Origin of the sequence: Marinicauda salina (genome assembly GCF_003122085.1) — a bacterium.
In the GTDB taxonomy this organism is placed as follows: Bacteria; Pseudomonadota; Alphaproteobacteria; order Caulobacterales; family Maricaulaceae; genus Maricicauda_A; species Maricicauda_A salina.
Window position 1 is genome coordinate 88,374 of sequence record NZ_QEXV01000002.1, and the last position, 26,038, is coordinate 114,411.

Genomic DNA, 26,038 nt, shown 5'->3' on the forward strand with positions numbered 1-26,038 from the left:
GAATTCGCGCTAGAGATCGATTCATGACCGATACGGATTCGCCGCCGACCTTCGACGACGTCGCCTCCGCCGCAGCCCGCCTCGAGGGGCTGGCGGTCCGCACGCCGCTCATCCATCACCCCGAGCTCGACGCCGCTATCGGCGGCCGCGTATTCCTGAAGGCCGAGACGCTGCAGCGGACCGGCTCATTCAAGTTCCGCGGCGCCTACAACGCCATCGCGCAGCTGCCGCCCGACGCGCGGGAGCGCGGCGTCGTGGCCTTCTCGTCGGGCAATCACGCCCAGGGCGTGGCCGAGGCGGCCCGGCTGCTCGGCGTGAAGGCGACGATCGTGATGCCCTCGGACGCGCCCGCCGTGAAGGCCGACGGCGTGCGTCGCCGCGGCGCCGAGCTCATCACCTATGACCGGGAGCGCGATAGCCGCGAGGCGATCGCCGCGAAATTCGCCGACGAATCCGGCGCGACGGTGATTCCGTCTTTCGACCATCGCGACGTCATCGCGGGGCAGGGGACGTGCGGGCTCGAGATCTTCGAGACGCTGACCGGTCTCGGCGAGACCGCCGACCAGCTTGTCTGCTGCGTCGGCGGCGGCGGGCTGATCGCGGGCATCGGGATCGCCGCGGCCGAGCTGTCCGCCGACACGCAGCTCTACGGCGCCGAACCGGAGGGGTTCGACGATCATCGCCGCTCGCTGGAGAGCGGACGCATCGAGACCAATGAACGCCGCGGCGGCTCGATCTGCGACGCGCTGCTTTCCGAAGCCCCGGGGCGGCTGACCTTCGAACTCAACCGCCGCCGGCTCAGCGGAGTCGGCGTGGTCAGCGACGCCGAGGCGCTCGACGCGGTGGCGTTCGCGTTTGCCCGCCTGAAGCTCGTTATCGAGCCCGGCGGGGCGGCGGCGCTCGCCGCCGTGCTGAGCGGCAAGATCGAGGCGCGGGATCGCACGACGGTCGTCGTCGCCACCGGCGCCAATGTCGATCCGGCCCTGTTCGGACGGGTGATCGCCGGTTAGTCCCGGGCGGCGTCGTCGGCGGCGGCCTGCTGCGCGCCTTCCGGGCGCGACGCCGATGCGGCCTCGTCATCCAGCGGAGCGCTGAGCAGCGGGGCGCCTTCGGTGGCGTTGGGCTCGGCCTCGGACGCGCCATCGCCTCCGGCCGCCGGCGCCTCGAGGGGCCCGCCCATCCCGTTCATCCCGTCGCCGGCTTCGCCGGCGCGGGCGGCGGCCTCGGCCTCGCGCACGGCGGCGAGGAAGTCCTCGGGCAGGCCCGGCAGGTCGCGGGCGAACGGCGAGGCGCCGGCCATGTCGCGATCCATCTGCAGCGGGCCCGGGCTGGCGCCGTCATTCATGCGCGCGCGATAGACCTGAAGGTTTTCGATGACGCGCTGTACATAGTTGCGCGTCTCGCTGAACGGGATGCTCTCCACCCAATCGATCGGGTCGACCTCGCCGGTGCGCGGGTCGCCGTAGACGCGGATCCAGCGGCGCGCCCTGGTCGGGCCGGCGTTGTAGGCGGCCAGCGCGATCACCAGCGCGCCGTCATACTCCTCGACCACCTCGTCGAGATGGGCCATGCCGAGCGTGAGATTGTAGTCGGGATCGTCGGTCAGCCAGCGGAAATTGTACGGCGCGCCGATGTCGCGAGCCGTGTCGCGGGCCGTCCACGGCATCATCTGCATCAGTCCGCGCGCGCCCGCCGGGCTCACCGCCTGGGGATCGAATTCGGTCTCCTGGCGGATCACCGAGTGCGTGAGCGCGGCTTCGGGGAAGACCGGCGCATTGTCGGGAAGCTCGATCACGGGATAGGCGCGCTCGGCCAGCGTGACGCCCTGCATGCGGGCGGTCTTCGCCGCGCGGACGGCCTGGCGCGTGCGCAGGTATTCCGTCGCGATGTCGGCGAGCATGGCCTGGTCGGTCTCGGTCTCCATCTCGTCGTCGAGGTGATAGATGAAGACGCGGAAGTAATAGTCCTCGTCGAGCTCGCCGATAAGGCGCAGCGCCTGGATGCGCTCGCGCGCGTTGAACGCGGCGCGCTGCTCGTCGGAGATTTCGGGTTCCGGCGGCAGCTCGAGTTCCGCGGAGTCGGGGCCGAGGGCGAGCATGGCGAGCTGGCCGTAATAGGCGGTGGCGTGCTGAGCCGCGGCGGCGAAGCGGTCGCGGGCGTGGTCGAGATCGCCCATCGCCTCGGCGGCGCGGCCTTGCCAGTACTTGGCGCGCGCCAGCGAAACCGGCGTGCTCACCCCGGCCTCGAGCCGGGCGAAATGATCGAGCGCCTCCTCGGGCAGGCCGAGATGGGTCAGCGCGAGCCAGCCGGCGAGAAACTCCGCATCGGCGAAATCGACGCCCGACGACATGCCGTTGGCCGCGGCGAGTTCGTAGGCGGTCTGGTAGTCGCGGTCGCGCAGCAGATCGAGGATCATCAGCTTGCGCTCGGTCCACATCGCCTCGAGCACGCCTTCGCTCTGGTGCCCGGACGGCAGCTCGAGCAGCAAGGGCAGGGCGGTGTCGAGTCCCGCTCGGCGGCGCCAGCGGGCGCGCTCGTAGACGAGGCCGGGATGGGCGGCCAGGTGGTCGGGCACCTGGTTGACGGCCCGGTCGACCCCCGGCCCGCGCGCGGCGAGCTGGATGCGTGCCTCGGCCAGGTCGCGGTCACCCCGGTCGAGTTGCGGCAATAGGCGGCTCGCCGCGGCGCGCTGTCCCGACCAGATCAGGAAATCGACCCGCTCGGCGTGGTCGGCGCGGCTGAAAAGGTCGCCGTGGCGGCGCAACACGTCGCGCTGCACGCTCAGACGCATGGACTGGCTGCGCCAGGCTTCGCGGATCTCGGCGTGGCCCTCCTCGACGCGATCGAGCGCGATCAGGGCCTCGCCGAGCTCGACGCGGCCTTCGCCGGTGACGGGCTCGCGGTCCTCGAACCAGGCCACGATCATCGCGGGACCCATTCCGGATTCGTCGATCTTCCACTCCGCTTCGCGCTGGACGGCGGAGGCGCGCGGCCAGCCCTCGAGCGCGGCGACGGCGCGGTCCAGCTCCGAAAAGGTCGCGCGCGGATCCGACGTCGCCATCCGCCATTGCAGCACCTTGCGCGCGACGGGGTGGGTGAGCGAATCCATGGCGCCGCGCACGGTGCTCCACTCGCCGTCCTCGGCCGCGCGCATGCCGTGACGGAACACACGGAAATCGGCGTCGTCGAGGATCTCGGAATGGTTGGGAACCGGCGGCTTGATGCGCGGCGTGGGCGCCTGGGCGAGCGCCGCCGATGTCAGTGCGGCGAAGGCGGCCAGGAGGGCGGCGGCGCGGTGCAGCATGTCGCGGACGGAGCCTCCGAAGGAGCCTGACGAGGAAGGTTGAGGCATGGACGGGGAGGTGTCCATAGGGCTAAAGCAGGCTTTACCCTCCGCCGGCGGTCGCCGGCGGCGAAGCGCTTGAATTGCTGATCGGACGAAAGACGCAAACGCCATGTTCCGGGGATCCTTCACCGCGCTCGTCACGCCATTCAAGAACGGCGCCGTCGACGAGTCCGCCTTCGCCGATCTGATCGAGCGCCAGATCGCGGCCGGAACGCACGGCCTCGTGCCCGGCGGGACCACCGGCGAGACGCCGACGCTCACCGCCGAGGAGCGCCGGACCGTGCTCGAACGCGCCGTCGAGATCGCCGCCGGCCGCGTGCCGGTGATCGCGGGCACGGGGACGAACGCGACGGCCTCGACGATCGAATGGCAGGCCTTCGCCAAGACGATCGGCGCCGATGCGGGGCTCGTCGTCTCGCCATATTACAACAAACCGTCCCAGGACGGGCTGGCGGCTCATTTTTGCGCGGTCGCCGACGCCGTCGAGATGCCGATCTTCGTCTACAACATTCCCGGCCGCTCGATCGTCGATATTCAGCCCGAGACGATGGCGCGCATCGCCGAGCATCCCAACGTGATCGGCGTGAAGGACGCCACCGGCGAGGTCGAGCGCGTGACGCGCCAGCGCAATCTCGTCGGCGAGGCCTTCATCCAGATGTCGGGCGAGGACGCCAGCGCGCTCGGTTTCAACGCCCATGGCGGGGTCGGGGCGATCTCGGTGACCTCGAACGTCGCCCCGGAGCTGTGCGCGAAGTTCCAGGAAGCTACGCTCGAGGGGCGTTGGGACGAGGCGCGCGCGTTCAACGACATGCTCACGCCGCTGCACGATGCGCTGTTCGCCGCGCCCAGCCCGGCGCCGACGAAATATGCGCTCTCCTTGCTGGGGCTGTGCGAAGCCGAGGTGCGCCTGCCGCTGGTCGAATGTCCCGAGGACGTGAAGACTCGCGTCCGCGAGGCGATGGAAGGCTGCGGGCTGCTATGAGCAAGGCCGACAAGAAAGGCGGGGACGGGCTCGTCGCGGTCAATCGCCGCGCGCGCTTCGACTACGAGATCGAGGAGACGTTCGAGGCGGGCCTGCAGCTGGTGGGCACCGAGGTGAAGTCGCTGCGCCAGGGCAAGGCCAATATCGCCGAGGCTTATGTGAGTCCCGAGAAGGGCGCGCTGTACCTCATCAATTCCGACATCCCGCTTTACGAGGCCGGCAACCGCTTCAATCACGAGCCGCGCCGGCACCGGAAGCTGCTTATGCACAAACGCGAGATCGAAAAGCTCGCCGGCGCGGTGACGCGCCAGGGCCGTACGATCGTGCCGCTGCGGCTCTACTTCAACAATCGCGGGATCGCGAAGCTCCAGATCGGGCTCGCCAAGGGCAAGAAGACGATCGACAAGCGCGAGACCAAGAAGGAGCGCGACTGGCAGCGCCAGAAGCAGCGCCTGATGAAGAATTACGGGTAGGGGGGTGCTGTTTCCCCATCCTTCGAGGCTCGCCTTTGGCTCGCACCTCAGGATGAGGGGAGTGTTCACGGCTCTTTGCGAAATCCGATACTGCAGCCTCACCCTGAGGCGCCCGGCGCCAGCCGGGCCTCGAAGGGTCGGAGGGAGGGCGCTTTATGATCTCCGTGCGTCGGCCCTTCCCGCCATTGCGGGGACAAGCCGGCGGGACGGAGAGGGGCCTAACCCACCCGCGCCTTCGCCTCGGCGAACACGTCGTGGAACATGGCCTCGGTGAGCCGGCCGGTGTTCGTGTTGTAGCGCGAGCAATGATAGCTGCTGAGAAGGGTCAGCGGCCCGGCCGGACCGGCGACGGCGTAGCTCGCGGCGTGGCCGAAGGGATGGTCCTTCAACTTCAGTCCGAGCGCGCGCACCGTGTTGTCGTGGGCGATCTTGCCGAGGGTGAGCAGCACGCGCAGACGCGGCAGGGCGTCGATCCGGGACGCCAGGTAGGGCCGGCATCTATTGCATTCGGCCCCGACGGGCTTGTTCTCCGGCGGGACGCAGCGCACCGCGTTGGTGATCATCGCGCCGACGAGGCGCAGATCGTCGTCGCCGTCCTTGTCATAGCGGCCTCGCGCAAACCCGAATTTTTCAAGCGTCGGGTAGAGCAGGTCGCCCGCCCAGTCGCCGGTGAAGGGCCGGGCGGTGCGGTTGGCGCCGGTTCGGCCGGGCGCCAGCCCGACCACCAGAAGGCGCGCGGCCGCGTCGCCGAAGCTTACCACCGGCGCGTTGTGCCAGTCGGGTTCAGCCGCTGCGTTGGCCTCGCGATAGGCGACGAGCCGCGGGCAGAGCGCGCAGTCGAGCGGCGGTTCGGGCGGAAATTCGACCCCGTCGCGCACTATTCGTCTTCGTCGTTGTTGTCGTAGCTCTCGCGCTGGCGACGCTCGCGGCCGACGAGCTTGCCGAGCTCGACCAGCTCGATGAAGGCGTCGGCCTGGCGGCGCAGATCGTCGGACGCCATCGGCGGGGAGGATTTCAGCGTGGAAACCACGGAGACGCGGACGCCGCGGCGCTGGACCGCCTCGACGACGCGGCGGAAATCGCCGTCGCCGGAAAACAGGATGACATGATCGAGATAGTTGGCCGCCTCCATGATGTCGACGGTGATCTCGACGTCCATGTCGCCCTTGATGCGGCGCCGGCCGGTGTCGTCGCTGTATTCCTTGGCCGGCTTGGTCACGACCTTGAAGCCGTTATAGTCCAGCCAGTCGATCAGCGGCCGGATCGGCGTGTATTCGTCGTTCTCCAGCAGGGCGGTGTAGTAGTTGGCGCGGATCAGCCGGCCGCGCTTGCGAAACTCCTCGAGGAGTTTCCGGTAATCTATGTCGAAATCTAGGGATTTCGCAGCCGAGTAGAGATTGGCGCCGTCGATGAACATGCCGAGGCGCTCATTGGGGTAGAATGTCATCGGAAATGCCTTCCTGCAGAACGGAATCTGAAAATCGAGCCGGGAATCGCATCTATGTCGCGCTCGGCGCGAACCAAGCCTACAGGCGTCGCACCCCGCTTGAAAACCTCCGGCGGGCGCTGAACCGGCTGCAATCGCAGGGGATCGAGATCGCTGCGTGCTCGCGTCCGTGGCGGACGCCGGCCTGGCCCGACCCCTCCGATCCGCCCTACGTCAACGGCGTGGTCGAGGTTTCAACCGACCTGCCGGCCCCGGCGTTGATGGAGGCGCTGCACGCCGTGGAGGCCGAATTCGGCCGGACGCGGCGAGAGCGCAACGCGCCCCGGCCGATCGATCTCGACCTTATCGATTATCGCGGGAAGGTCGCCGAGGCGGGCTCGCCGATCCTGCCGCATCCGCGCATGGCCGAGCGGGCCTTCGTCCTGCTGCCGCTGCGCGACATCGCCCCGCACTGGCGCCATCCCGCCACCGGCCGGTCGCTCGATCAGCTCATCGGACGCCTGCCCGCGGCCGACCGGCGCGCGGCGCGGCCTCACGGCGGGACGTTGTGCGCTGCACCGTCTCGCTTGAAGGCTTGATCGTGCTAGTCTATGTGACGCCGTTTACGGCGTAAGACTGAAGGAGCGCCCCTCGCATGGCTCGCGTCACCGTCGAAGACTGCATCGAAAAGGTCCCGAACCGGTTCCGGCTGGTTCTGCTGTCCGCGCATCGTTCGCGCAACATCGCGGCGGGCGCGCCGCTGCAGCTCGATCGCGACAACGACAAGAACCCGGTCGTGTCGCTGCGCGAGATCGCCGAGGACAAGCTCGATCTCGACAGCCTCGCCGAGAGCCTCGTGACCGGTCTCGAGCGCGTGCTCCCGCCGGAAGAGGACGAGGAGGCCGCCGCCGAGGAGGCCGCCAAGCCCGAGCCGGCCGCGCTGCCGCAGCCGGAGATGGACGAGCAGGCGATGCTGCGCGCCCTGCAGAGCGATCGGGACGGGCCGCCAGACGGCCGTCTTTAGGCCTTGAGCGCGCTGGCGAGCCCGGACGCCCTCTCCACCGCCGACGCCATCCCGAGCGCCGACGATCTGGTCGCGCGCGTTCAGGCCTATCACAAGAACGCCGACGCCGGTCTGATCCGGCGGGCCTACGAGTATGCGCGCGACAAGCACGCCGGCCAGACGCGCTATTCCGGCGACCCCTATTACGGGCACACCGTCGCCGTGGCGATGCTGCTGGCGGATCTTCGCCTCGACGTGGCGACCGTCTGCACCGGGCTGCTTCACGATACGGTCGAGGACACCGACGCGACGCTGGAAGAGCTCTCCGAGCTGTTCGGCGATGACATCGCCGGCCTCGTCGACGGCGTCACCAAGCTCACCCAGATGGAGCTCGGCTCGAAGCGCACCAAGCAGGCCGAAAACCTCCAGAAGCTCGTCGTCGCCATCACCCGCGACGTCCGCGTTCTGCTGGTGAAGCTGTGCGACCGGCTTCACAACATGCGCACGCTGGACGCGGTGCCGAAGCCGGAGAAGCGACGCCAGACCGCCCGCGAGACGCTCGAGATCTATGCGCCGCTCGCCCGGCGCATCGGCGTCAACCGGATCTGCGTCCAGCTCGAGGACCTGGCGTTCCAGTACCTGAACCCGTCGGGCTACGAATCGATCACCCGACGGCTCGCCGAACTGAGCGAAAGCCGGGTCGACTCGGTCTCGGCGGCGTCGGAAGCCATCACCGAGAAGCTGAACGAATCCGGGGTCGAGTGCCGGGTGTTCGGCCGCAAGAAGCGGCCCTACTCGATCTGGCGCAAGCTCGAACGCAAGGGCGTCTCCTTTGACGAGATCGCCGATATCTACGCCTTCCGCGTGCTCGTTGACTCTGTCGAAGACTGCTATCGAGCGCTTGGCGTCGTCCACCAGACTTGGCGGTGCGTACCGGAGCGCTTCCGCGACTACATCTCTACGCCCAAGCCGAACAATTACCGCTCCCTGCACACCACCATCATCGGGCCGCGCAACACGCGCCTCGAGCTGCAGATCCGCACCGAGGAGATGGAGGCGGTCGCGGAGACGGGCGTGGCCGCCCACTGGCGCTACAAGTCCGGCGGCTACGCCTACGACCCCCAGGCCGCCGAGGCCGCCGGCGGCGATCCACTCGACCGGCTGCGCCCGTTCGTGGAGATCCTGGAGCAGGGCGGCGACCCGGACGAATTCCTCGAGCACGCCAAGCTCGAGATGTTCTCCGACCAGGTCTACGCCTTCACGCCGAAGGGCGAGCTGATCGCCCTGCCGCAGGGCGCGACGGCGCTCGATTTCGCCTTCGCCGTCCACACCGAGCTCGGGGCGCACGCGGTCAGCGCGCGCATCAACAGCCGCGAGCGGCCGCTGCGCAGCCGCGTGCGCAACGGCGACGTGGTCGACATCATCAAGGGCGGCACGCGCCATCTCCAGCCGGGCTGGGAGGACATGGTCGTCACCGGCCGGGCGCGCGCCGCCATTCGTCGCCAGGTGCGCGCCTCCGAGCAGGAGGAGTTCATCCGCATCGGCAAGGTGATCGCCGAGCACGCCTTCATGCGCGAGGGCAAGGTGTTCAAGGAGAAGGCGCTCGCCGACGCGCTCAAGCGCCTCGAGGTGGACGACGCCGATAATCTCTATCTCGCGCTCGGCAAGGGCCGTATCAGTTCGACGGAGCTGTTCGACGCGGTCTATCCCGGCCAGCGCGACCAGCGCGGCGACACGCCCAGCGATCGCGAGCTGATCAATGACGAGAAGGCGCGGCTCTACGTGCACGGCCGCGGCCTGACGCCCGGCGTGACGCTGCATTTCGCGCGCTGCTGTTCGCCGCTGCCGGGCGACCGTATCGTCGGCGTGCTGCGGCCGGGCCGCGGCGTCGACATCCATGTCATCGACTGCGAGCAGCTCGGCGGTCTCGACGACGACGCCGAGCTCGTGAACTGGATCGACCTGCGCTGGACGCCGGAGGCCGAGGCCGAATCGGTCTCCATCGGCCGGATCATCGCGACAGTGCGGAACGAACCCGGCGCGCTCGCCGAGATCGCCAGCGCGGTGGGCGAGGCGCGCGGCAACATCGCCAACGTCAAGACGCTGCACCGCACCCGCGACTTCTTCGACATGGCCTTCGACATCGAGGTGTTCGACGCGCGCCACCTGTCGAACATCCTCGCGGCGCTGAAGACCTGCGACCGCGTCGTCACCGCCGAGCGGGCCCGCGCCGACCAGGACCACGCCGCCGGCGAGGGCGCAGAGGAGCGCCGCGCCGATGCCTGACGCGTCCAAGGCTCCCGGTCCGGTCCGCCTCGGCGTGAACATCGACCACGTCGCGACCATCCGGAACGCGCGCGGCGGTCTCCATCCCGACCCGGTGCGGGCGGCGCACATGGCCGAGGAGGCCGGCGCCGACGGGATCACCGCGCACCTGCGCGAGGATCGCCGCCATATCGGCGATAACGACATCAACCGGCTCGTCGAGGAGCTGCGCCTGCCGCTCAATCTCGAGATGGCCGCGACCGAGGAGATGCTGGCGATCGCGCTGAGACACGCGCCGCGCGCCTGCTGCATCGTTCCGGAGAAGCGCGAGGAGCGCACCACCGAAGGCGGGCTCGACGTCGCCGCCGGCCATGCGCATCTCAAGCCGTATGTTGCGAAACTCGCCGACGCCGGCGTGCGGGTATCGCTGTTCATCGAGCCCGACCCGGTCCAGGTCGCCGTCGCCGAGGCGCTCGGCGCCGCCGTCGTCGAGCTTCACACCGGACGCTATGTCGAGCATGTCTTCGCCGGCGAGACCGAGGCGGCCGAGCGCGAGCTCGACCGGCTGCGCAGCGCCGCCGCCGAGGGCGCCGCGCGCGGGCTCGAGATCCACGCCGGCCACGGCCTGACCTACGACACGGTGAAGCCCGTCGCGGCGATCCCGCAGGTCGTCGAGCTCAATATCGGTCATTTCCTGATCGGCGAGGCGATATTCCGCGGGTTGAAGGATGCGGTGTCCACGATGCGCGGGCTGATCGCCGAAGCGCGCGAAGGAGCCGCGGCGTGATTATCGGCGTCGGCACGGACATCATCGACATCCGCCGCATCGAGCGCTCCATCGACCGCTTCGGCGAGCGTTTCACCAACCGCGTCTTCACCGAGGGCGAACGCGCCAAGGCCGATGCGCGGCGCCGCCGCGCCGAGACCTACGCCAAGCGTTTCGCCGCCAAGGAAGCCTGCGCCAAGGCGCTCGGCACGGGCATCTATCGCGGCGTGGCCTGGCGGCACATGGAGGTGATCAACCGGCCGGGCGGCCAGCCGAGCCTGAAGCTTTCCGGCGCGGCGCTCGAACGGATGCAATTGCTCACCCCGACGGGCCTCGCGCCGCACATCCAGCTGACGCTCACCGACGATCACCCCTGGGCGCAGGCCTTCGTCATCATCCAGGCGCTCGAACCCGGCGCCGCGGACGGGCTATGAAGGCGCGCGCGGAGCGACTCGCGGCGCGGATCGAAACTCGGGACGGCTCATCCATGGCGGACACGCTGGATCTCTTCCAGGACGAGATCGGATACCGGTTCGGCGGCGCCGGCCTGCTCGAACTCGCGCTGACGCACGCCAGCCACGGCGACGGGCGGGCGCGCAGCCAGTCCAACGAGCGGCTGGAGTTTCTCGGCGACCGCGTGCTCGGCCTGCTCGCCGCCGAGCGCCTCTACGAAGCGTTCGGCGAGATGGACGAGGGCGGGCTCGCCCATCGCCTGAACGCGATCGTCAACAAGGACGCCTGCGCGCGGGCCGCCGAGCGCTGCAATCTCGGCGCTGCGCTGCGCCTGTCGCCGGCCGAGGAGCGGCTGGGCGGCCGCGAAAAGCCGTCCATCCTCGCCGACGCCTGCGAGGCGGTCATCGGCGCGCTCTATCTCGACGGGGGCCTGGAGGCGGCGCGGGACTTCTTCGAGCGCTACTGGGGCGAGGACCTCGACGGGCTCCTCCGCCGGCCGAAGGATCCCAAGTCGCGCCTGCAGGAATGGGCCGCGCAGCGCGGGCTTGGGACGCCGGCCTACGAGACCGTCGGGCGCAAGGGGCCGGACCACCGCCCGGTCTTCACCGTCTCGGTGAGCCTGCCAGGCGCCGGCGAGGCGACGGGCGAGGGGGCCTCCAAGCAGGACGCCCAGCGCGCCGCCGCCGCGGCCCTGCTGGAGAAGGAACACGTCGATGAACGCTGAGGCGAAAACACGGGCCGGCTTCGCCGCGATCATCGGCGCGCCGAACGCCGGCAAGTCGACGCTGGTCAACCGGCTCGTGGGCCGCAAGGTCTCGATCGTCACCCACAAGGTCCAGACCACGCGCTTTCCCGTGCGCGGGGTGATGATGCGCGACAAGGCGCAGGTCGTGCTCGTCGACACGCCGGGCGTGTTCGCGCCGCGCCGCCGGCTCGACCGCGCCATGGTGGCCGCGGCGTGGGCCGGGGCCGAGGACGCCGACGCGATCGTCCATGTCGTCGACGCCGCCGCCGAGGCGCGCTGCGCCCGCGATCAGGCGAAGGGTCAGGACGTCCGCGCCCACGAAGACGTCGCGCGCGTCGTCGAAGGGCTGAAGCAGGCCGGGCGGAAAGCCATCCTGGCGCTCAACAAGATCGACGAGATTCGCCGCGAGGAGCTGCTGGCGATCGCGCAAACCCTCCACGAATCGGGCGCCTACGATGAGGTTTTGATGATCTCGGCGGAAAAGGGCGACGGCGTCGACGACCTCGCCAAGGCGCTCGCCGCGGCGATGCCCGAAAGCCCGTATCTCTATCCGGAAGACCAGATCGCCGACCTGCCCGAGCGTCTGCTCGCCGCCGAGGTCACGCGCGAGAAGCTCTATCTGCGCGTCCACGAGGAGCTTCCGTATTCGCTCACCGTCGAGACCGAAAGCTGGCAGGAGCGCAAGGACGGCTCTGTGCGCATCGAGCAGACCGTCTATGTCGAGCGCGAGGGCCACAAGCCAATCGTGCTCGGCAAGAACGGGCGCACGATCAAGGATGTGGGCTCGGCGGCGCGCAAGGAGCTCGAGGCCGATCTCGGCCGCAAGGTCCATCTCTTCCTGCACGTGAAGGTCCGTCCGGGCTGGGGCGAGGAGCGGGCGCGCTACGCCGCGATGGGCCTGGACTTCGACGTGTGAGGGTCACTAGCGGCGCGCCGCGAGCTTTCGAACACGCCGCGGCGTCATTCCCGCGAAAGCGGGAACCCAGAGAGGCCGCGTCGCGACCGACGCTTCCTGGGTCCCCGACGGCCTTCGGCCTCGGGGATGACGATGAAGAAATATGGCGCCGCGCCCCGTCATGGCCAGCGGGCCGGCGAGGCGATACGAACATCCCCATGGAATGGACCGAACGCGGCCGGATCGTCGCCGTCCGCCCTCACGGCGAGACCAGCGCGATCGTCGAGATCCTCACCGCCTCGCACGGCCGCCACGCCGGGCTGGTCCGGGGCGGGCGCTCGCGCTCCATGCGGCCCGTCCTGCAGCCGGGCAATGCGGTCATTGCGACGTGGCGGGCGCGCCTGGAGGACCATCTCGGCAATTTCCAGATCGAGCCCGACCAGCTCGACGCCGGCGCGCTGATGGAGGACCCGCTCGCGCTGTCGGGCCTCAACGCGGCCTGCGCCATGGCGACGGCCTGCCTGCCCGAACGCGAGGCCCATCCCCGGGTCGCCGACGCCTTCGAGGTGCTCGTGGGCGCGCTCGGCGCGGACGAGGTCTGGCCGGCGATCTACGTGCAGTGGGAGGCCGGCGTGCTCGCCGACCTGGGATACGGGCTGGACCTGAGGAAATGCGCCGCCACCGGCGAGACCGATAACCTCGTCTATGTCAGCCCGCGCACCGGCCGGGCCGTCAGCGCCGAGGCCGGCGAGCCCTACCAGCAGAAGATGCTCGCCCTGCCGGGCTTCATGACCGGGGCGGGGGATCTCCGGCCGGGCGACGTCGCGGCGGGGCTGAGGCTCACCGCCCATTTCATCGAGCGCCGCGTGCTCTGGCCCGCCGATCGCGTCCTGCCGGACTCCCGCGCCCGCATGATCGAGCGGCTGGAGACGGCGGGGCGGTTGTAGGGAGTGTCATCCCGGAAGCCTGCAGGGCTATCCGGGACCTACCGGAATCGCGAACCGACGTCGGGAGGCGCTGTCGGTAGGTCCCGGGTCTCCCCTCGATCAAGTCGAGGGTCGCCCGGGATGACACCGCGTCGGAAGCAACGAGTGCGTCGCATCCAAGCGTTCCAACCTCAGCCTTCCTATACTCTCCCCAAAGCGAATCGCGGAGCAGCCCCATGGGCGAACATGTCTCGCCGGACGACGCCGGCCGCATCTTCGACGAGCCGTTCGACGAGGCGCTGTCCTCGCGCTACCTGGCCTATGCGCTGTCGACGATCACGCAGCGCGCGCTGCCGGACGCGCGCGACGGGCTGAAGCCGGTCCATCGCCGGCTGATGCACGCCATGCGGCTCCTGAAGCTCGATCCCGACACGGCGTTCAAGAAGAGCGCCCGCGTCGTCGGCGACGTCATCGGCCGCTTCCACCCCCATGGCGACCAGGCCGTCTACGAGGCGCTGGTCCGGCTCGCCCAGGACTTCGCCGCGCGCTATCCGCTCGTCGAGGGGCAGGGCAATTTCGGCAATATCGACGGCGATACCGCCGCGGCGATGCGCTACACCGAGGCGCGCCTGACGGAAGCCGCGCAGCTCATGCTGCGGGACATCACCGAGGGCACGGTCGATTTCCGCGAAACCTATGACGGCGAGGACGACGAGCCGGTCGTGCTGCCCGCGGCGTTTCCCAACCTGCTGGCCAACGGCGCGTCGGGCATCGCGGTGGGCATGGCCACCAACATCCCGCCCCACAACGCCGCCGAGCTGTGCGACGCGGCCCGCCATCTGATCAAGACGCCGAACGCGCGCACCGAGACCCTGATGAACTACGTCCAGGGCCCGGACTTCCCCACCGGCGGGGTGTGCGTGGAATCGCGCGAATCCATGCTCGAAGCCTACGAGACCGGCCGCGGCGGCTTCCGCCTGCGCGCGAAGTGGGAGACCGAGGATCTCGGCCGCGGCCAGTGGCGCATCGTGATCACCGAGATTCCCTATCTCGTCCAGAAGGCCAAGCTGGTCGAGCGCATCGCCGTGCTCATGGAGAGCAAGAAACTGCCGCTGCTCGGCGACGTCATGGACGAGAGCGCCGAGGACGTCCGCCTCGTGCTCGAGCCGAAGAGCCGGACGGTCGATCCCGCGCTGCTGATGGAGTCGCTCTACCGCACGACCGACCTGGAGGTGCGCTTCGCGCTGAACCTCAACGTGCTCGATCCCAAGGGCGCGCCGCGCGTGATGGGCCTCAAGGAGGCGCTGCAGATCTGGCTCGACCATCGCCGCGAGGTGGTGGTGCGCCGATCGACGCGGCGGCTGGAGCAGGTCGAGGACCGGCTCGAGGTTCTGGCGGGCTATCTCGTCGCCTTCCTCAATCTCGACGAGGTGATCCGCATCATCCGCGAGACCGACGAGCCCAGGCCCGAGCTGATGAAGGCGTTCAAGCTCTCCGAGCGCCAGGCCGAGGCCATCCTCAACATGCGCCTTCGCAGCCTGCGCAAGCTCGAGGAGATCGAGATCCGCGCCGAGGAGGGCCGGCTGCAGGAGGAGCGCGACGAATTCAAGGCGCTGCTCGCCAGCGAAGACCTGCAGTGGAAGACGGTCGACGGCGAGATCGCCGAGGTGAAGAAGCGCTTCGGTCCCGACACCGAGATCGGCCGCCGGCGCACCCGGTTCGCCGACGCGCCCGCCGAGGACATCGCCGAGGCCGTCGAGGAGGCGCTCACGCCGAAGGAGCCGATCACGGTCGTGCTTTCGGAGAAGGGCTGGATCCGCGCGCTCAAGGGCCATGTCGACGATCTCTCGACGCTCAAGCACAAGGAGGGCGACGACACGGCGTTCTCCGTGAAGGCCGAGACCACCGACAAGCTGATCCTGTTCACCAGCGACGGGCGCTTCTTCACGCTGGATGCGGCGAAACTGCCCGGCGGGCGGGGCTTCGGCGAGCCGGTGCGATTGATGATCGATCTCGACGAGGACGCCGCCCCGGTCGCGCTCTATCGCCACGACCCGGAGCGCAAGCTCCTGATCGCCTCGACGTCGGGCCACGGCTTCGTCGTGAGCGAGGCCGAGGTGCTGTCGGCCAAGCGCGGCGGCCGCCAGGTGCTCAACGTCATGGAAGGCGAGGAGGCGATGGCCGCCATCCCCGCCGCCGGCGACCGGGTGGCGATCATCGGCGAGAACAAGAAGCTCCTGATCTTCCGGCTCGACGAGATCCCCGAGATGCAGCGCGGCAAGGGGGTGAAGCTCTTCGGCGGCAAGAAGGGCAAGATCGCCGATCTCACCGTGTTCGCCGCCTCCGACGGCCTGGCGCGCATCGACAGCGCCGGCCGGCGCCACGAGATCGAGAACTGGAAGCTGTTCGAGGCCAAGCGCGCCCAGGCCGGGCGCCTCGCGCCGAAAGGCTTCTCGGCGAAGAGTTTCGGGGCGCGCTGAGCCCGGGATTTCTTGGCGCGGCGCGGCGAACCGGGTTAGTTAGACGCAAGCGGCGCAACCCTGCGCCCCGGCGAAGGACGGACCGGTCATGGAATTTCTCGTCATCCTGATCATTCTCGGCGTCATCGGCTTGGCGGTCGTGCTCGTTTACAACCGGCTGGTGGCGCTCCGGCAGACCACGCACCAGGCCTGGGGCGATATCGATGTCCAGCTCAAGCAGCGCCACGATCTCGTGCCCAATCTCGTGGAGACGGTGAAGGGCTACGCCACCCACGAGAAGGAAACGCTGGAGAACGTCACCAAGGCGCGCCAGCAGGCGATCGACGCCGACTCGCTGAAAGGCCTCGCCGAGGCGGAGAACATGCTCACCGGCGCGCTGCGCCAGCTCTTCGCCGTCGCCGAGAGCTATCCCGATCTCAAGGCGAACCAGAACTTCCTGTCGCTTCAGACCGAACTCGCCGATCTTGAGAACAAGATCGCCGCGGCCCGGCGCTTCTTCAACAACGCCGTGGCCGAGTACAACACCGCCATCGAGCAGTTCCCCGCGGTGATCCTCGCCAACCCGTTCGGCTTCGAGAAGCGGGAGTTCTTCGAGGTCGCCGCCAGCGAGCGCGCCCGCGTCGAGACCGCGCCCGAGGTGAAGTTCTGATGTTCGCAGCCGCCGCCGCGCCCTCCCTCCCCCTCGCGAGGGACGGCCGGGGCGGGGATGCTGCGCCTGAAACCCCGGCCGACCGCAGGGAGCGCCGGGGCCTCCCGGCGACCGCTTGCGAAGAGGTCCCGGATCGCGCCTTCGGCGCGTCCGGGAATTCAGCCCGCCCTCTCTGAAGGGCGAGCGCCGGATGGAGCTTTGATCCATGACCCCGGCGACCGGCCTGCGCAGCTATATCTGGAACAACGACCTGAAGTCGGCCGTGTTGCTGGCCGGGTTTCCGCTGCTGCTCCTGATGCTCGCCTATGCGGGCACGCTGGTTTTCGTCGCCGCCTGGGGGTTCGACGAGACGCAGGTCTTCGCCGGCGGCGAGGCGCAGACGCTCGGCGCGCAGGCGCGCGAGGCGCTCAGGGTCCTGCCCGGCGTCATCCCCTGGGTGGCGATCGCGGTCGCGGTCTGGTTCACGATCGCCTGGTTCGCCCATCAGCGCATCATCGACCTGGCCACCGGCGCGCGGCCGGTCTCTCGGGCCGACGAGCCTGAACTCTACAACCTGCTGGAAAATCTCTGCATCTCGCGCGGGCTGACGATGCCGCGCCTGCGCGTGATCGAGACTGATGCGCTGAACGCCTACGCCTCGGGGCTCCATGAGGGCCAGTATTCCGTCACCGTCACGCGCGGGCTGATGGACGAACTCGACACCGACGAGCTGGAGGCCGTGCTCGCCCACGAGCTCAGCCATATCCGCCATCACGACGTGCGGCTCCTGGTGATCGGGATCATCTTCGTGGGCATCATCTCCTTCGTCGGCGAGCTTATCGCGCGGGGCCTGTTCCGCGGCGTGCTTTTCCGCGCGGGCGGCGCGCGCCGCGGCCGCGGCGGCAACATGATCGCCGTCATCGCGATCGCCGCGATCATCGTCGCCGTGGCGTGGGTGCTCGCCGTCGCCATCCGCTTCGCGGTCTCGCGCAAGCGCGAGTTCATGGCCGACGCGGGTTCGGTCGAACTCACCAAGAATCCGGATGCGATGATCTCAGCGCTGAGGAAGGTCGCCGCCGGTCCGCGAGTAGAGAAGGCGACGCCGGAGCTCAGGCAGATGTTCCTGCACGACCGGCCCGCCGAGGCGGGCTTCACCGGCATGTTCGCCACCCATCCCCCGATCGAGAAGCGCATCGCCGCGCTGATCGAGTATGGCGGCGGCCGCGGCGAGCCGCCGGCCGGCGCGGTCCCCGCCGTCTAGGAGTCGCCGTCCTCGTCCGCGCGTTTCCCGGGCTCCGCCAAGAGCGGGGCGTAGGACTGGGCGTAGATGTACCAGACCGAGGTGAACAGCGCGGCGATCACCGGGCCGATGACGATGCCGATCGCGCCGAACAGCATCAGCCCGCCCAGCGTCGAGAGCAGGACCATCAGGTCGGACATCTTGGCGTCCTTGCCGACGAGGACGGGGCGCAGGATGTTGTCGAGCACGCCGACGACCGCCGCGCCCCAGACCAGTACGGCGACGCCGGCGACGGTCTGGCCCTCGGCGATCAGCCAGATCCCGGCCGGCGCCCAGACCAGCGGCGGTCCGACGCCGGGGATGATGGCGAGCAGGCCCGCCAGCGTGCCCCAGAAGGCCGAACCCGGCACGCCGGCGATCGCCAGCGCAGCGCCGGTAAGCACGCCCTGGATAAGCGCGATCACGAACGTGCCCTTCACCGTGGCGCGGATGGTCGACAGCGTGCGCTCGGCCAGCATCTCGCGGTCGTCCGCGGTCATGGGCAGCAGGTTGATCGCGCGCCGACTCATCTGCTCGCCGCGGGTGAGGAAGAGAAACAGCGCGAACAGCACGACAACGGTGTTGAGCACGAAGCCGAGCGTGCCGCCGGTCGCGCGCCTGAGCCCGCTCACCAGCAGCCCGCCGAGATTGGAGGCGAACTGGCCGATCTGGGAGGTCAGCTCGGCCTGGTAGGGCGCGAGCGCCTCGCGGAAGGGCAGCCAGTCGGGCAGGCCCTCGAGGCCTTCGGCGCGGACGGCGGCGACCTGGTCCTGTATCCACGGGATGAGGATCTGGCTCACCTCGACGGCCTGGTCGACCACGAGCGCGAACACCGCCAGCAGCGGCAGACCCGCGATCAGCACCGCGATCAGCAGCACGACCGCGGCGGCGGCCTTGCGTCCGCCGCGGAACAGGCGCGCCAGCCGGTCCTGCAGCGGCATCAGGAAGATGGTGAGAACCGCGGCGAGGAAGAGCGCGCCGAGAAAGCTGCGGATCATCCACAGGAAGACCGCCGAGACGACGAGCGCGAGGATGAGGATGAAGCTGCGCTGCAGCGCCTGGCGCTGGGCGTGGTTGGCGTCGTGCGGGTTCGGTCCGTCAGTCATAGAGCAGGCCGGGCAGGGCGGTCGCGAGCCAGGGCGCGGCGATCACCGCCGCGATGGCGACGAGCTGTATGATGACGAAGGGCGCGGCGCCGCGATAGATGGCCGACGTCTTCACCTCCGGCGGCGCCACCCCGCGCAGGTAGAACAGCGCGAAGCCGAAGGGCGGCGTGAGGAAGCTCGTCTGCAGGTTCATCGCCATCAGCACGCCGAGCCAGACCGGGTCGACGCCCATCATGAACAGCACCGGCGCGACGATCGGCACCACGACGAAGGTGATCTCGATGAAGTCGAGGAAGAAGCCGAGCAGGAACATCACGATCATGATCACCGCGAGCGCGCCGAACACGCCCCCGGGCACGGCGTTCAAGGCGTCGCGCACGCTCTCGTCGCCGCCGAGCTCGCGGAAGACCAGCGAGAACAGCGAGGCGCCGATCAGGATCACGAACACCATCGCCGAGATCTGCGCCGTCGAGGTCATGACGTCGTCGAGCACGCCGGAGCGCTTCAGCCGCACCAGCGCGGCGAGCGAACCGAGCCCGGCGAGGCCCGCCAGGCCGTAGGCGATGTTGAGCGCCGGCCCGGACGCGCCGGACCGGAGGTCGACGAAGAACGTCGAGGCGATCAATGCGATCAGCGCCAGCGCGCCGAGCGCCACGAAATTACGGCCCAGCCGCGGATTGGTCTCGCCGCCGGCGTTGCGAAAACCCGCCAGCAGCGTCGCCCCGAGCGCGCCGACGCCGGCGGCCTCGGTCGGCGTGGCGAGGCCTGACAGGATCGAGCCCAAGACCGCGATGATCAGCGCGAGCGGCGGCAGCAGGGCGTTGAAGACCGTGCGCAGATCGACCTTCACCTCGCCGGGCGGGATCGCCGGCGAGCTCGTCGGCCGCGTGATGGCGACGAAGACCTGGTAGGCGATGTAGACGCCGACGAGCAGCAATCCGGGCACGAGCGCGCCGGCGAAGAGGTCGCCGACCGAAACGACGTCGGGCGAGAACACGCCCTGGGCGCGCTGCGCCTCGGCGTAGGCCGAGGAGAGCTGGTCGCCGAGCAGCACGAGCACGATCGAGGGCGGGATGATCTGGCCGAGCGTGCCCGCCGCCGCGATCGAACCGGAGGCGAGGCCGGGGTCGTAGCCGCGCTTGAGCATGGTCGGCAGCGAGAGCAGGCCCATCGTCACCACCGTCGCGCCGACGATGCCCGTCGAGGCGGCCAGAAGCGCGCCGACCACGACCACCGAGATTCCGAGTCCGCCGCGCAGCGATCCGAACAGCGCGCCCATCGCGTCGAGCAGCTCCTCGGCTACCTTCGACTTTTCGAGCATGACGCCCATGAAGACGAAGAGCGGCACGGCCACCAGGATGAATTTGTCCATCTCCATGATGTTGCCGTAGATGCGCTGCGGGAAGGCGCGCAGATGGATCGGGTCGAAAATCCCCATCGCCACGCCGAGGACGGCGAAGGCGATGGCGACGCCCGCCAGCGTGAAGGCGACGGGATAGCCGCGCAGCAGCGCGACGAACGCGCCGAGGAACATCAGGAAAGGCAGGATCTCGAGAAACAGCGCCAATCCCGCCCCCTAAAGCTCGTGCTCGGTCGTCGCGCCTGCGGGCGGCGCGGGACGATCGGACAGGACGAGCGCCGCGCGCGCAGCCATGGCCAGGCCCTGCAGGATCATCAGGACGGCGAAGACGGGTATCGCCGTCTTCAACAGGAAGACCAGCGGCAGGCCGTCGCTCTCGCGCGAGCGCTCGAGGATCCGCCACGCGCCGCCGACATAGGACTGTGAAGTCTGCAGGATGAGCCAGCACATCGGCAGCAGCGCGAGATAGGTCCCAAGAAGGTCGGTCCAGGCGCGTCCGCGCTCGCCGAGTTTCGTGAACAGGATGTCGACGCGGACATGCGCGCCCGAGAGCAGCGCCGCGCCGCTCGACAGCAGGAAGAGTCCAGCGTGCATGTAGATCACGCTTTCCTGGAGCTTCGTCGAGGAAGCTCCGAAAACATAACGCTGAACGACGACGAACACGGTTACGAGAACCAGGCCGAGCGCGAACCAGCGGGCCAGGTCGGCGATGGTCACGGAAATCTTGTCGATGGCCCGGGCGGCGCGGGTCAGCAGCCTCGCCGCGCCGTCGGGCAATCCCGCAATGCGGCCCCAGAGGGCGGCGGCGAGCGGGATCAGGGCGAACGGAGACAGCGCGAGCCCCAGCCAGCCGAGCGCCTCTCCGGCGGTTCCGCCATAGCTCGCCAGATTGGCCTGGATCCAGGACTGGACCGCGCCGCCCGTGGCGCCGTCGGCGACGACGCCGGCCAGCGACGCCGCGATCAGGCCGATCAGGAGACGGTCGCCCGCGCGCATCGCCTAACGACCGAGCACGAGTTCGCGCTTCTCGTAATAGGGCGCCTCGGAGATGTTGGCCCAGTCGCGGCCGAGGCGGCGGGCCTGGACGTAGCTGTCATAGACGCGCCGCGAGAGCGGATCGGCGTTCGCCGTGTCGGCGACGACCTGCTCGGCGATCCGGCCGACCTCGCGCCAGATCTCGTCGGAGAAGGAGCGCAGCTGCACGCCGTGCTCTTCGGTGAGCGTGCGCAGGGCGAGCCCGTTCTGATGGGTGAACTCGGCGAGGCTCTGATTGTTCGCCGCCCGGCAGGCCGAGCGCACGATGGCCTGGTGCTCCGACGACAGCGATTCCCAGACCTCGAGATTGATCCCGACGGCGAGCGCCGATCCGGGCTCGTGGAAGCCGGGACCGTAATAGAAGGGCGCCTCGCGGTAGAAACCGAAGGCCAGATCGTTCCAGGGTCCGACCCATTCGGTGGCGTCGATCGCGCCGGACTGCAGCGACTGGTAGATCTCCCCGCCCGACAGCGCGACGGCCGCGCCGCCGAGCTCTCGGATCACCGTGCCGCCCAGGCCGGGAATGCGCATCCTGAGCCCGCGGAAATCCTCGAGCGAGTTGATCTCCTGCTTGAACCAGCCGCCCATCTGGTGGCCGGTATTGCCGGCCTGGAAAGGCTGGATGTTGAACTGGTGCGAGAGGTCCTCCCAGAGCTCCTGACCGCCGCCATACTCGACCCAGGCCATGATCTCGTAGGCGGTCATGCCCATCGGCACGGCGCAGAAGAAGTTGTAGGCCGGCGAGCGGCCCTGCCAGTAATAGTCGGCGGCGTGATACATGTCGGCGACGCCGTTGGAGACGGCGTCGAACACCTCGAACGCGCCGACGATCTCGCCCGCGCCGAAAACCTCCACTTCGAGGCTTCCGCCCGACATGGCGTTGATCAGTTCGGCCGTGCGTTCGGCGGCGGTGCCCAGCCCGGGAAAGCCGGGCGGCCAGGTCGTCACCATGCGCAGGCGGCGCGTCCGGTTGCGATTGACCGACGGCGCGCCCGACGCCGCGGTCTCGCTGCCGGCGCCCGCGCCCTCGGGCGAGCAGGCCGCGGCCGCGCCGGCGGCCGCCACGGCGGCTCCGCTCAGGAATCTCCTGCGATCCATGAATTCCTCCCCCAAACAGGTTTATGGCCCCGGCCGTTTCGTCGGCGTCTCGGGCGGGCTAGCCGGACGTCTCCCGTTCCTCCGCGGTGAGCGGCCGCCAGCCGGTCGGCTCGAGAATCTCCAGCGGCTTGTAGCGCGCCTTGTACTCCATCTTCGGGCTGCCCTGCACCCAATAGCCGAGATAGACGTGGGCGTGTCCGGCCTCGGCGGCGCGGAGGACATGATCGAGAATGATGAAGGAGCCGAGGCTGTCGCGCTCCCGCTCCGGCTCGAAGAAGCTGTAGACAAGCGAGTAGCCGTCCGAAAGCTCGTCGACGAGGGCGGCGGCGACCAGCGCGCCGTCGGCGTCGCGGTACTCGACCAGATCGGTGCGCTGAGCGCCGTCCTCGATCATGCCGGCGAACTCGAAGAAATCCATGCCCGCCATGTCGCCTTCGGCGTGGCGCGTATCGAGATAGCGCGAGAGCAGGCTGTACTGCTCGGGCGTGGCCTCGGCCGGGCGGACGCTGCGGACGAGGTCGTTCGCCCTGCGCAAGGTGCGCCGCATCGAGCGCGTCCACTCAAACCGTTCGACCGGGATGCGCGCCGACTTGCACGCCGCGCACTGCTCGCAGGCGGGCCGGTAGAGGATGGACTGGGAGCGCCGGAAGCCGGCGTGGGTGAGCGCGTCGTTGAGCTGAGGCCCTTCGCCGGGTTCGAGCTTGGTGAAGACCTTCCGCTCGAGCCGCCCGGGCAGGTAGGGGCACGGCGAAGGCGCCGTCAGGAAGAAGGGCAGTTGCTTGGTCGCGAACGGATGCGTCACGGTCGTATGGCTCGAGCCTGCGCCGGGATTCGGTGTGTTTTCGTCATCCTAGCGCGCTGTCGGAGATCCCGAAACTCACCGTGATGTAAATGGTGAAGACGATCCAGATCACGATCGAGAGCGGGACCCCGGCGCGTACGAAATCCATGAAGCGGTACTTGCCCGGGCCCATGACGAGCAGGTTCGTCTGGTATCCGATCGGGGTGGCGAAGCAGGTGTTGGCCGCGTAGAGCACGGTCAGCGCGAACACGAGCGGATCCGCCCCGGTCTGCTGGGCGGCGCCCACCGCGATCGGCGTGAACAGGATGGCCGTGGCGTTGTTCGACAGCACGTTGGTGAGCAGCATCACCAGGAAGAACATCGCCGACAGGAGCACGACCGTGCCGTAGGGCTGGAACAGGGCGACCACCGAGAAGGCGAGGACGTCCGCTCCGCCGGTCGCCTGCAGGGCTGTTCCCAGCGCGAAGGCCGAGCCGATGAGCATGTAGACCTTCATGTCGACGGCGCGCGCGGCCTGGCGCACGTTGAGGCAGCCCGCCGCGAGCATGCCAACCGCGCCCAGCATGGACGCGACGACGATCGGCAACAGGTTGGTCGCCGCCGTCGCCACCACGAACAGGAAGATCAGGCGCGCGGCGCTGGCGCGCCGCGGGTCGGGCAGGTCGCTCGTCGCCCACTCCATGAGCAGCAGGTCGCGGTCGGCGCGCAGGCGGCGCATGGCGTCGCCGCTGCCGAACAGGAGAAGCACGTCGCCCGCCTCGAGCCGGATTTCGCCCATGCCGGCGCGGAACATCCGCGAGCGCCGCTGCACGCCGAGCACGATCGCGCCCATGGCGTGACGGAAGCCGATCTGGCGGATGGTCCGCCCGATCAGCCGTGAACCGGGCGAGACCACCGCCTCGGTTACGGTCAGGCGTTCGCCGGGCGTGGGCGCCTCGCCGGGACCGGCCGCGCGCAGCATGCCCTTGAGGAAATCGGCCCGCCGCGACAGCAGCTCGGTGAGCTTCTTGCGCGTCGCGGCGATGATGATGACGTCCCCCGGCTGCAGTTCGATATCGTCGAACGGCGGAAGCAGGGCGGTCTCGCCGCGCTGGATCATGCGCACGGTGATGTCGGGCAGGTCCGGGAACATGCCGGCAACCGGCTTCGACCCGACGAGCGGGTGGCCCGGCGCGACCTCGATCTGGGCGATGTACTGCTTGCCGCTGGCGCCGGCGAGCTCGGTCTCCATCGTGCCGCGTTCGGGCAATGTCCGAGGCAGAATGAAGGCGACATAGACGAGCCCGGCCGCGGCCAGGACGAGGCCCGGCACGGTGGGCGTGAAGAACCCGATTTCGATATCCGCCGTCGTACGAAGCGAGTCTGCGACGAGCAGGTTGGTGGACGAGCCGATCAGCGTCGTCATGCCGGCCAGGATGCACGCGAAGCTCAGCGGCATCATGTACTTGGACGGCGAGTCCTTCGTTCGTGCGGCGATTGCGGCGAGGATCGGCACGAACATCACCACGACGGGCGTGTTGTTGATGAAGGCCGAGACCACGAAGACGAACGCGAACAGCAGCGCGATCGTCAGCATCGGGCGCACGTCGAACAGCGCCAGCATGTTCCGGGTCGGGCCTTCGAGCGCCCCGGTCTGGAATATTCCCTGTCCCACGATGAGCAGCGCCAGGATCGTGATCAGCGCCGGATTGGCGAATCCCGACAGGAGCGCGGCCGCGCCGGGGGCGTCCGGACCGCCGAACACCTCGAAGAAAAGCAGCAGCGCGGCGACGATCGCGCCGGAGACAAGCTCGAGGGCGAAGCGCTCCCACGCATAGAAGACGATGGCGCCGGCGACGAACGCCAGCACCGCCCACATCCGCCAGTCGCCGACAGCTTCCAGTTCGGTCATGCGTGAACATCCCGGCGCGCGAGGGGCTCGCGCAGGAAGCGCCAAACCTAGACGGGCTTCGCCCCGCGGTGGAAGGCCTGATTTGAGGCGGGCGGCGTTCTAGAGGCGGTGATCCGGCGGGACGACCGGCGCCTCGCGCAGCAAGGTGATGGAGAGCCTGCGATTGCCCGCCATGTAGGGATCGTCCGGGAACAGCGGCTCCGAGCCGCCCTTGCCGCGCACCTCGGCGATGCGATGATCGGGCACCCCGTTCTCGCGCAGGGTGGTGAGCGCGGCGCTGGCGCGGTCGGCTGAAAGCTGCCAGTTCGACGGCGCGCCGGCCGGCGGCGTCGACGCGTCCGTGTGGCCCGCGATCGCGATGCGGTTGGGCAGGTTCTCGGCGACGTCGGCGACGGCGCGCAGCAGCAGGACGGCGCGTTCGTTCGGCTGCACGGAGCCGGGGTCGAACATCGGCCGGCCTTCCTCGTCGACGAGCTGGATGCGCAGGCCTTCGGGCGTCTCCTCGATCAGGACGTGGCGGGACAGCTCGGCGAGCTCGGGCATCTCCCGCAGCGCCTGGCGCAGGCTGACCTCTGCGCTCTCGAACTCGGCGGCCTCCCGGCGAGCGAGCGCGTTGGCGAGCGCGTCGCGCGAAAGCTCGGGCTGCTCGGAGGCTTCCGGCCCCGACGAGCGCTGGCGGTCGGCGTTGACCTCGGGGGTTTGCGGGGCGAGCTGCTCCACGACCGACGAGGAGCCGGAGGAGCGCACGCCCTCGTCGCCGAAGACCGTACCGGCGAGGAGGCCGCCGGAGCCGGAGTTCGACGGGCTGACGCTGGCGGGCGCAAAATAGTCGGCGATGCCCCGCTTGGTCTGCTCGTCCACGGCGTTGATCAGCCACATGAGCAGGAAGAAGGCCATCATCGCGGTCACGAAGTCGGCGTAGGCGACCTTCCACGCGCCGCCATGGTGGCCGTGCCCGCCGCTTTTCTTGACTTTCTTGATGATGATCGGTTGATCCGACGCCATACCCGCCCACTCTTCGCAGTGTTGGACGGTGATTAGACGACATCCGGGTTAAGCCCGCGTTTGCGCGGCCGATC

24 protein-coding genes are annotated in these 26,038 nt (G+C 69.2%); 14 read left to right on the top strand and 10 right to left on the bottom strand.

Going from position 1 to position 26,038, the window contains the following annotated elements:
- Positions 1-23: 23 nt before the first annotated feature.
- On the top strand, positions 24-1,010 hold the full coding sequence (locus tag DDZ18_RS05080) for a threonine ammonia-lyase (RefSeq protein WP_109252304.1): 987 nt from the start codon (positions 24-26) through the stop codon (positions 1,008-1,010).
- Here DDZ18_RS05080 and DDZ18_RS05085 read toward each other — a convergent pair.
- Entirely contained in the window at positions 1,007-3,304 is a 2,298-nt protein-coding gene (locus DDZ18_RS05085) for a lytic transglycosylase domain-containing protein (protein ID WP_109252305.1), read from the bottom strand. The genes DDZ18_RS05080 and DDZ18_RS05085 overlap by 4 nt on opposite strands.
- 151 nt (positions 3,305-3,455) lie before the next feature.
- On the opposite strand from DDZ18_RS05085, the gene dapA reads away from it, so the two are divergent.
- Positions 3,456-4,328 (top strand): 4-hydroxy-tetrahydrodipicolinate synthase, encoded by an 873-nt coding sequence (dapA, locus tag DDZ18_RS05090; protein ID WP_109252306.1) that lies wholly within the window; start codon positions 3,456-3,458, stop codon positions 4,326-4,328.
- Positions 4,325-4,801 (top strand): SsrA-binding protein SmpB, encoded by a 477-nt coding sequence (gene smpB, locus DDZ18_RS05095; RefSeq protein ID WP_109252307.1) that lies wholly within the window; start codon positions 4,325-4,327, stop codon positions 4,799-4,801. The genes dapA and smpB overlap by 4 nt, the downstream gene beginning before the upstream one ends.
- A 218-nt stretch (positions 4,802-5,019) precedes the next feature.
- Here the strand turns inward: smpB and DDZ18_RS05100 are convergent, their stop codons facing one another.
- Both DDZ18_RS05100 and DDZ18_RS05105 read right to left on the bottom strand, forming a co-directional pair.
- Positions 5,020-5,679 carry a uracil-DNA glycosylase gene (locus DDZ18_RS05100; RefSeq protein ID WP_109252308.1) on the bottom strand — a complete coding sequence of 220 codons (660 nt, stop codon included), beginning with the start codon at positions 5,677-5,679 and terminating at the stop codon, positions 5,020-5,022.
- Positions 5,679-6,248, bottom strand: coding sequence for a LabA-like NYN domain-containing protein (locus tag DDZ18_RS05105; protein ID WP_109252309.1), 570 nt, complete (start codon positions 6,246-6,248; stop codon positions 5,679-5,681). Before DDZ18_RS05105 ends, DDZ18_RS05100 begins: the two co-directional genes overlap by 1 nt.
- Before the next feature lie 5 nt (positions 6,249-6,253).
- Between DDZ18_RS05105 and folK the strand changes: the two genes are divergently transcribed.
- The 11 genes from folK to DDZ18_RS05165 all read left to right on the top strand — a co-directional run bounded on the left by folK (position 6,254) and on the right by DDZ18_RS05165 (position 17,649).
- Entirely contained in the window at positions 6,254-6,826 is a 573-nt protein-coding gene (gene folK, locus DDZ18_RS05110) for a 2-amino-4-hydroxy-6-hydroxymethyldihydropteridine diphosphokinase (protein WP_109252310.1), read from the top strand.
- Positions 6,827-6,882: 56 nt separating this feature from the next.
- Entirely contained in the window at positions 6,883-7,251 is a 369-nt protein-coding gene (rpoZ, locus tag DDZ18_RS05115; protein ID WP_109252311.1) for a DNA-directed RNA polymerase subunit omega, read from the top strand.
- A gap of 3 nt (positions 7,252-7,254) precedes the next feature.
- Positions 7,255-9,516 carry a RelA/SpoT family protein gene (locus tag DDZ18_RS05120; RefSeq protein ID WP_109252312.1) on the top strand — a complete coding sequence of 754 codons (2,262 nt, stop codon included), beginning with the start codon at positions 7,255-7,257 and terminating at the stop codon, positions 9,514-9,516.
- Positions 9,509-10,282 carry a pyridoxine 5'-phosphate synthase gene (locus DDZ18_RS05125; RefSeq protein ID WP_109252313.1) on the top strand — a complete coding sequence of 258 codons (774 nt, stop codon included), beginning with the start codon at positions 9,509-9,511 and terminating at the stop codon, positions 10,280-10,282. Before DDZ18_RS05120 ends, DDZ18_RS05125 begins: the two co-directional genes overlap by 8 nt.
- Complete coding sequence (acpS, locus tag DDZ18_RS05130; protein ID WP_109252314.1) at positions 10,279-10,695, top strand: holo-ACP synthase; 417 nt, start codon at positions 10,279-10,281, stop codon at positions 10,693-10,695. The genes DDZ18_RS05125 and acpS overlap by 4 nt, the downstream gene beginning before the upstream one ends.
- A gap of 53 nt (positions 10,696-10,748) precedes the next feature.
- Positions 10,749-11,438 (top strand): ribonuclease III, encoded by a 690-nt coding sequence (rnc, locus tag DDZ18_RS05135; protein WP_109252389.1) that lies wholly within the window; start codon positions 10,749-10,751, stop codon positions 11,436-11,438.
- Positions 11,428-12,375, top strand: coding sequence for a GTPase Era (era, locus tag DDZ18_RS05140; RefSeq protein WP_109252315.1), 948 nt, complete (start codon positions 11,428-11,430; stop codon positions 12,373-12,375). Before rnc ends, era begins: the two co-directional genes overlap by 11 nt.
- A 197-nt stretch (positions 12,376-12,572) precedes the next feature.
- Positions 12,573-13,301, top strand: coding sequence for a DNA repair protein RecO (recO, locus tag DDZ18_RS05145; RefSeq protein WP_109252316.1), 729 nt, complete (start codon positions 12,573-12,575; stop codon positions 13,299-13,301).
- Positions 13,302-13,516: 215 nt separating this feature from the next.
- Positions 13,517-15,760 carry a DNA topoisomerase IV subunit A gene (gene parC / locus DDZ18_RS05150; RefSeq protein WP_109252317.1) on the top strand — a complete coding sequence of 748 codons (2,244 nt, stop codon included), beginning with the start codon at positions 13,517-13,519 and terminating at the stop codon, positions 15,758-15,760.
- Between the two features lie 88 nt (positions 15,761-15,848).
- Positions 15,849-16,409: a LemA family protein gene (locus DDZ18_RS05155; protein WP_109252318.1), complete on the top strand. Its 561-nt coding sequence runs from the start codon at positions 15,849-15,851 to the stop codon at positions 16,407-16,409.
- A 205-nt stretch (positions 16,410-16,614) separates the two neighbouring features.
- On the top strand, positions 16,615-17,649 hold the full coding sequence (locus tag DDZ18_RS05165; RefSeq protein ID WP_109252319.1) for a M48 family metallopeptidase: 1,035 nt from the start codon (positions 16,615-16,617) through the stop codon (positions 17,647-17,649).
- Here the strand turns inward: DDZ18_RS05165 and DDZ18_RS05170 are convergent.
- From DDZ18_RS05170 to DDZ18_RS05200, 7 genes are all read right to left on the bottom strand, one after another.
- Entirely contained in the window at positions 17,646-18,773 is a 1,128-nt protein-coding gene (locus tag DDZ18_RS05170) for an AI-2E family transporter (RefSeq protein WP_109252320.1), read from the bottom strand. The two genes, DDZ18_RS05165 and DDZ18_RS05170, sit on opposite strands and share 4 nt — an antisense overlap.
- Positions 18,766-20,307 carry a TRAP transporter large permease gene (locus DDZ18_RS05175; protein WP_199241133.1) on the bottom strand — a complete coding sequence of 514 codons (1,542 nt, stop codon included), beginning with the start codon at positions 20,305-20,307 and terminating at the stop codon, positions 18,766-18,768. Before DDZ18_RS05175 ends, DDZ18_RS05170 begins: the two co-directional genes overlap by 8 nt.
- A 42-nt stretch (positions 20,308-20,349) precedes the next feature.
- Positions 20,350-21,129: a TRAP transporter small permease subunit gene (locus DDZ18_RS05180; protein WP_109252322.1), complete on the bottom strand. Its 780-nt coding sequence runs from the start codon at positions 21,127-21,129 to the stop codon at positions 20,350-20,352.
- A 3-nt stretch (positions 21,130-21,132) separates the two neighbouring features.
- The gene (locus tag DDZ18_RS05185; protein ID WP_109252323.1) at positions 21,133-22,266 is read right to left on the bottom strand and encodes a TRAP transporter substrate-binding protein; all 1,134 of its coding nucleotides are present in this window, start codon (positions 22,264-22,266) and stop codon (positions 21,133-21,135) included.
- A 58-nt stretch (positions 22,267-22,324) separates the two neighbouring features.
- Positions 22,325-23,068 carry an arginyltransferase gene (locus tag DDZ18_RS05190; RefSeq protein WP_109252324.1) on the bottom strand — a complete coding sequence of 248 codons (744 nt, stop codon included), beginning with the start codon at positions 23,066-23,068 and terminating at the stop codon, positions 22,325-22,327.
- 43 nt (positions 23,069-23,111) lie between these two features.
- Positions 23,112-24,959, bottom strand: coding sequence for an SLC13 family permease (locus DDZ18_RS05195; RefSeq protein WP_109252325.1), 1,848 nt, complete (start codon positions 24,957-24,959; stop codon positions 23,112-23,114).
- Positions 24,960-25,058: 99 nt separating this feature from the next.
- Entirely contained in the window at positions 25,059-25,964 is a 906-nt protein-coding gene (locus DDZ18_RS05200) for a flagellar motor protein MotB (RefSeq protein WP_109252326.1), read from the bottom strand.
- Positions 25,965-26,038 lie beyond the last annotated feature (74 nt).

Coding starts and splice junctions, on each gene's coding strand:
- DDZ18_RS05080 (WP_109252304.1), top strand. CDS start 24: ATGACCGATACGGATTCGCCGCCGACCTTCGACGACGTCGCCTCCGCC.
- DDZ18_RS05085 (WP_109252305.1), bottom strand. CDS start 3,304: ATGCTGCACCGCGCCGCCGCCCTCCTGGCCGCCTTCGCCGCACTGACA.
- dapA (WP_109252306.1), top strand. CDS start 3,456: ATGTTCCGGGGATCCTTCACCGCGCTCGTCACGCCATTCAAGAACGGC.
- smpB (WP_109252307.1), top strand. CDS start 4,325: ATGAGCAAGGCCGACAAGAAAGGCGGGGACGGGCTCGTCGCGGTCAAT.
- DDZ18_RS05105 (WP_109252309.1), bottom strand. CDS start 6,248: ATGACATTCTACCCCAATGAGCGCCTCGGCATGTTCATCGACGGCGCC.
- folK (WP_109252310.1), top strand. CDS start 6,254: ATGCCTTCCTGCAGAACGGAATCTGAAAATCGAGCCGGGAATCGCATC.
- rpoZ (WP_109252311.1), top strand. CDS start 6,883: ATGGCTCGCGTCACCGTCGAAGACTGCATCGAAAAGGTCCCGAACCGG.
- DDZ18_RS05125 (WP_109252313.1), top strand. CDS start 9,509: ATGCCTGACGCGTCCAAGGCTCCCGGTCCGGTCCGCCTCGGCGTGAAC.
- rnc (WP_109252389.1), top strand. CDS start 10,749: ATGGCGGACACGCTGGATCTCTTCCAGGACGAGATCGGATACCGGTTC.
- era (WP_109252315.1), top strand. CDS start 11,428: ATGAACGCTGAGGCGAAAACACGGGCCGGCTTCGCCGCGATCATCGGC.
- recO (WP_109252316.1), top strand. CDS start 12,573: ATGGAATGGACCGAACGCGGCCGGATCGTCGCCGTCCGCCCTCACGGC.
- parC (WP_109252317.1), top strand. CDS start 13,517: ATGGGCGAACATGTCTCGCCGGACGACGCCGGCCGCATCTTCGACGAG.
- DDZ18_RS05155 (WP_109252318.1), top strand. CDS start 15,849: ATGGAATTTCTCGTCATCCTGATCATTCTCGGCGTCATCGGCTTGGCG.
- DDZ18_RS05165 (WP_109252319.1), top strand. CDS start 16,615: ATGACCCCGGCGACCGGCCTGCGCAGCTATATCTGGAACAACGACCTG.
- DDZ18_RS05170 (WP_109252320.1), bottom strand. CDS start 18,773: ATGACTGACGGACCGAACCCGCACGACGCCAACCACGCCCAGCGCCAG.
- DDZ18_RS05175 (WP_199241133.1), bottom strand. CDS start 20,307: ATGTTCCTCGGCGCGTTCGTCGCGCTGCTGCGCGGCTATCCCGTCGCC.
- DDZ18_RS05180 (WP_109252322.1), bottom strand. CDS start 21,129: ATGCGCGCGGGCGACCGTCTCCTGATCGGCCTGATCGCGGCGTCGCTG.
- DDZ18_RS05185 (WP_109252323.1), bottom strand. CDS start 22,266: ATGGATCGCAGGAGATTCCTGAGCGGAGCCGCCGTGGCGGCCGCCGGC.
- DDZ18_RS05195 (WP_109252325.1), bottom strand. CDS start 24,959: ATGACCGAACTGGAAGCTGTCGGCGACTGGCGGATGTGGGCGGTGCTG.
- DDZ18_RS05200 (WP_109252326.1), bottom strand. CDS start 25,964: ATGGCGTCGGATCAACCGATCATCATCAAGAAAGTCAAGAAAAGCGGC.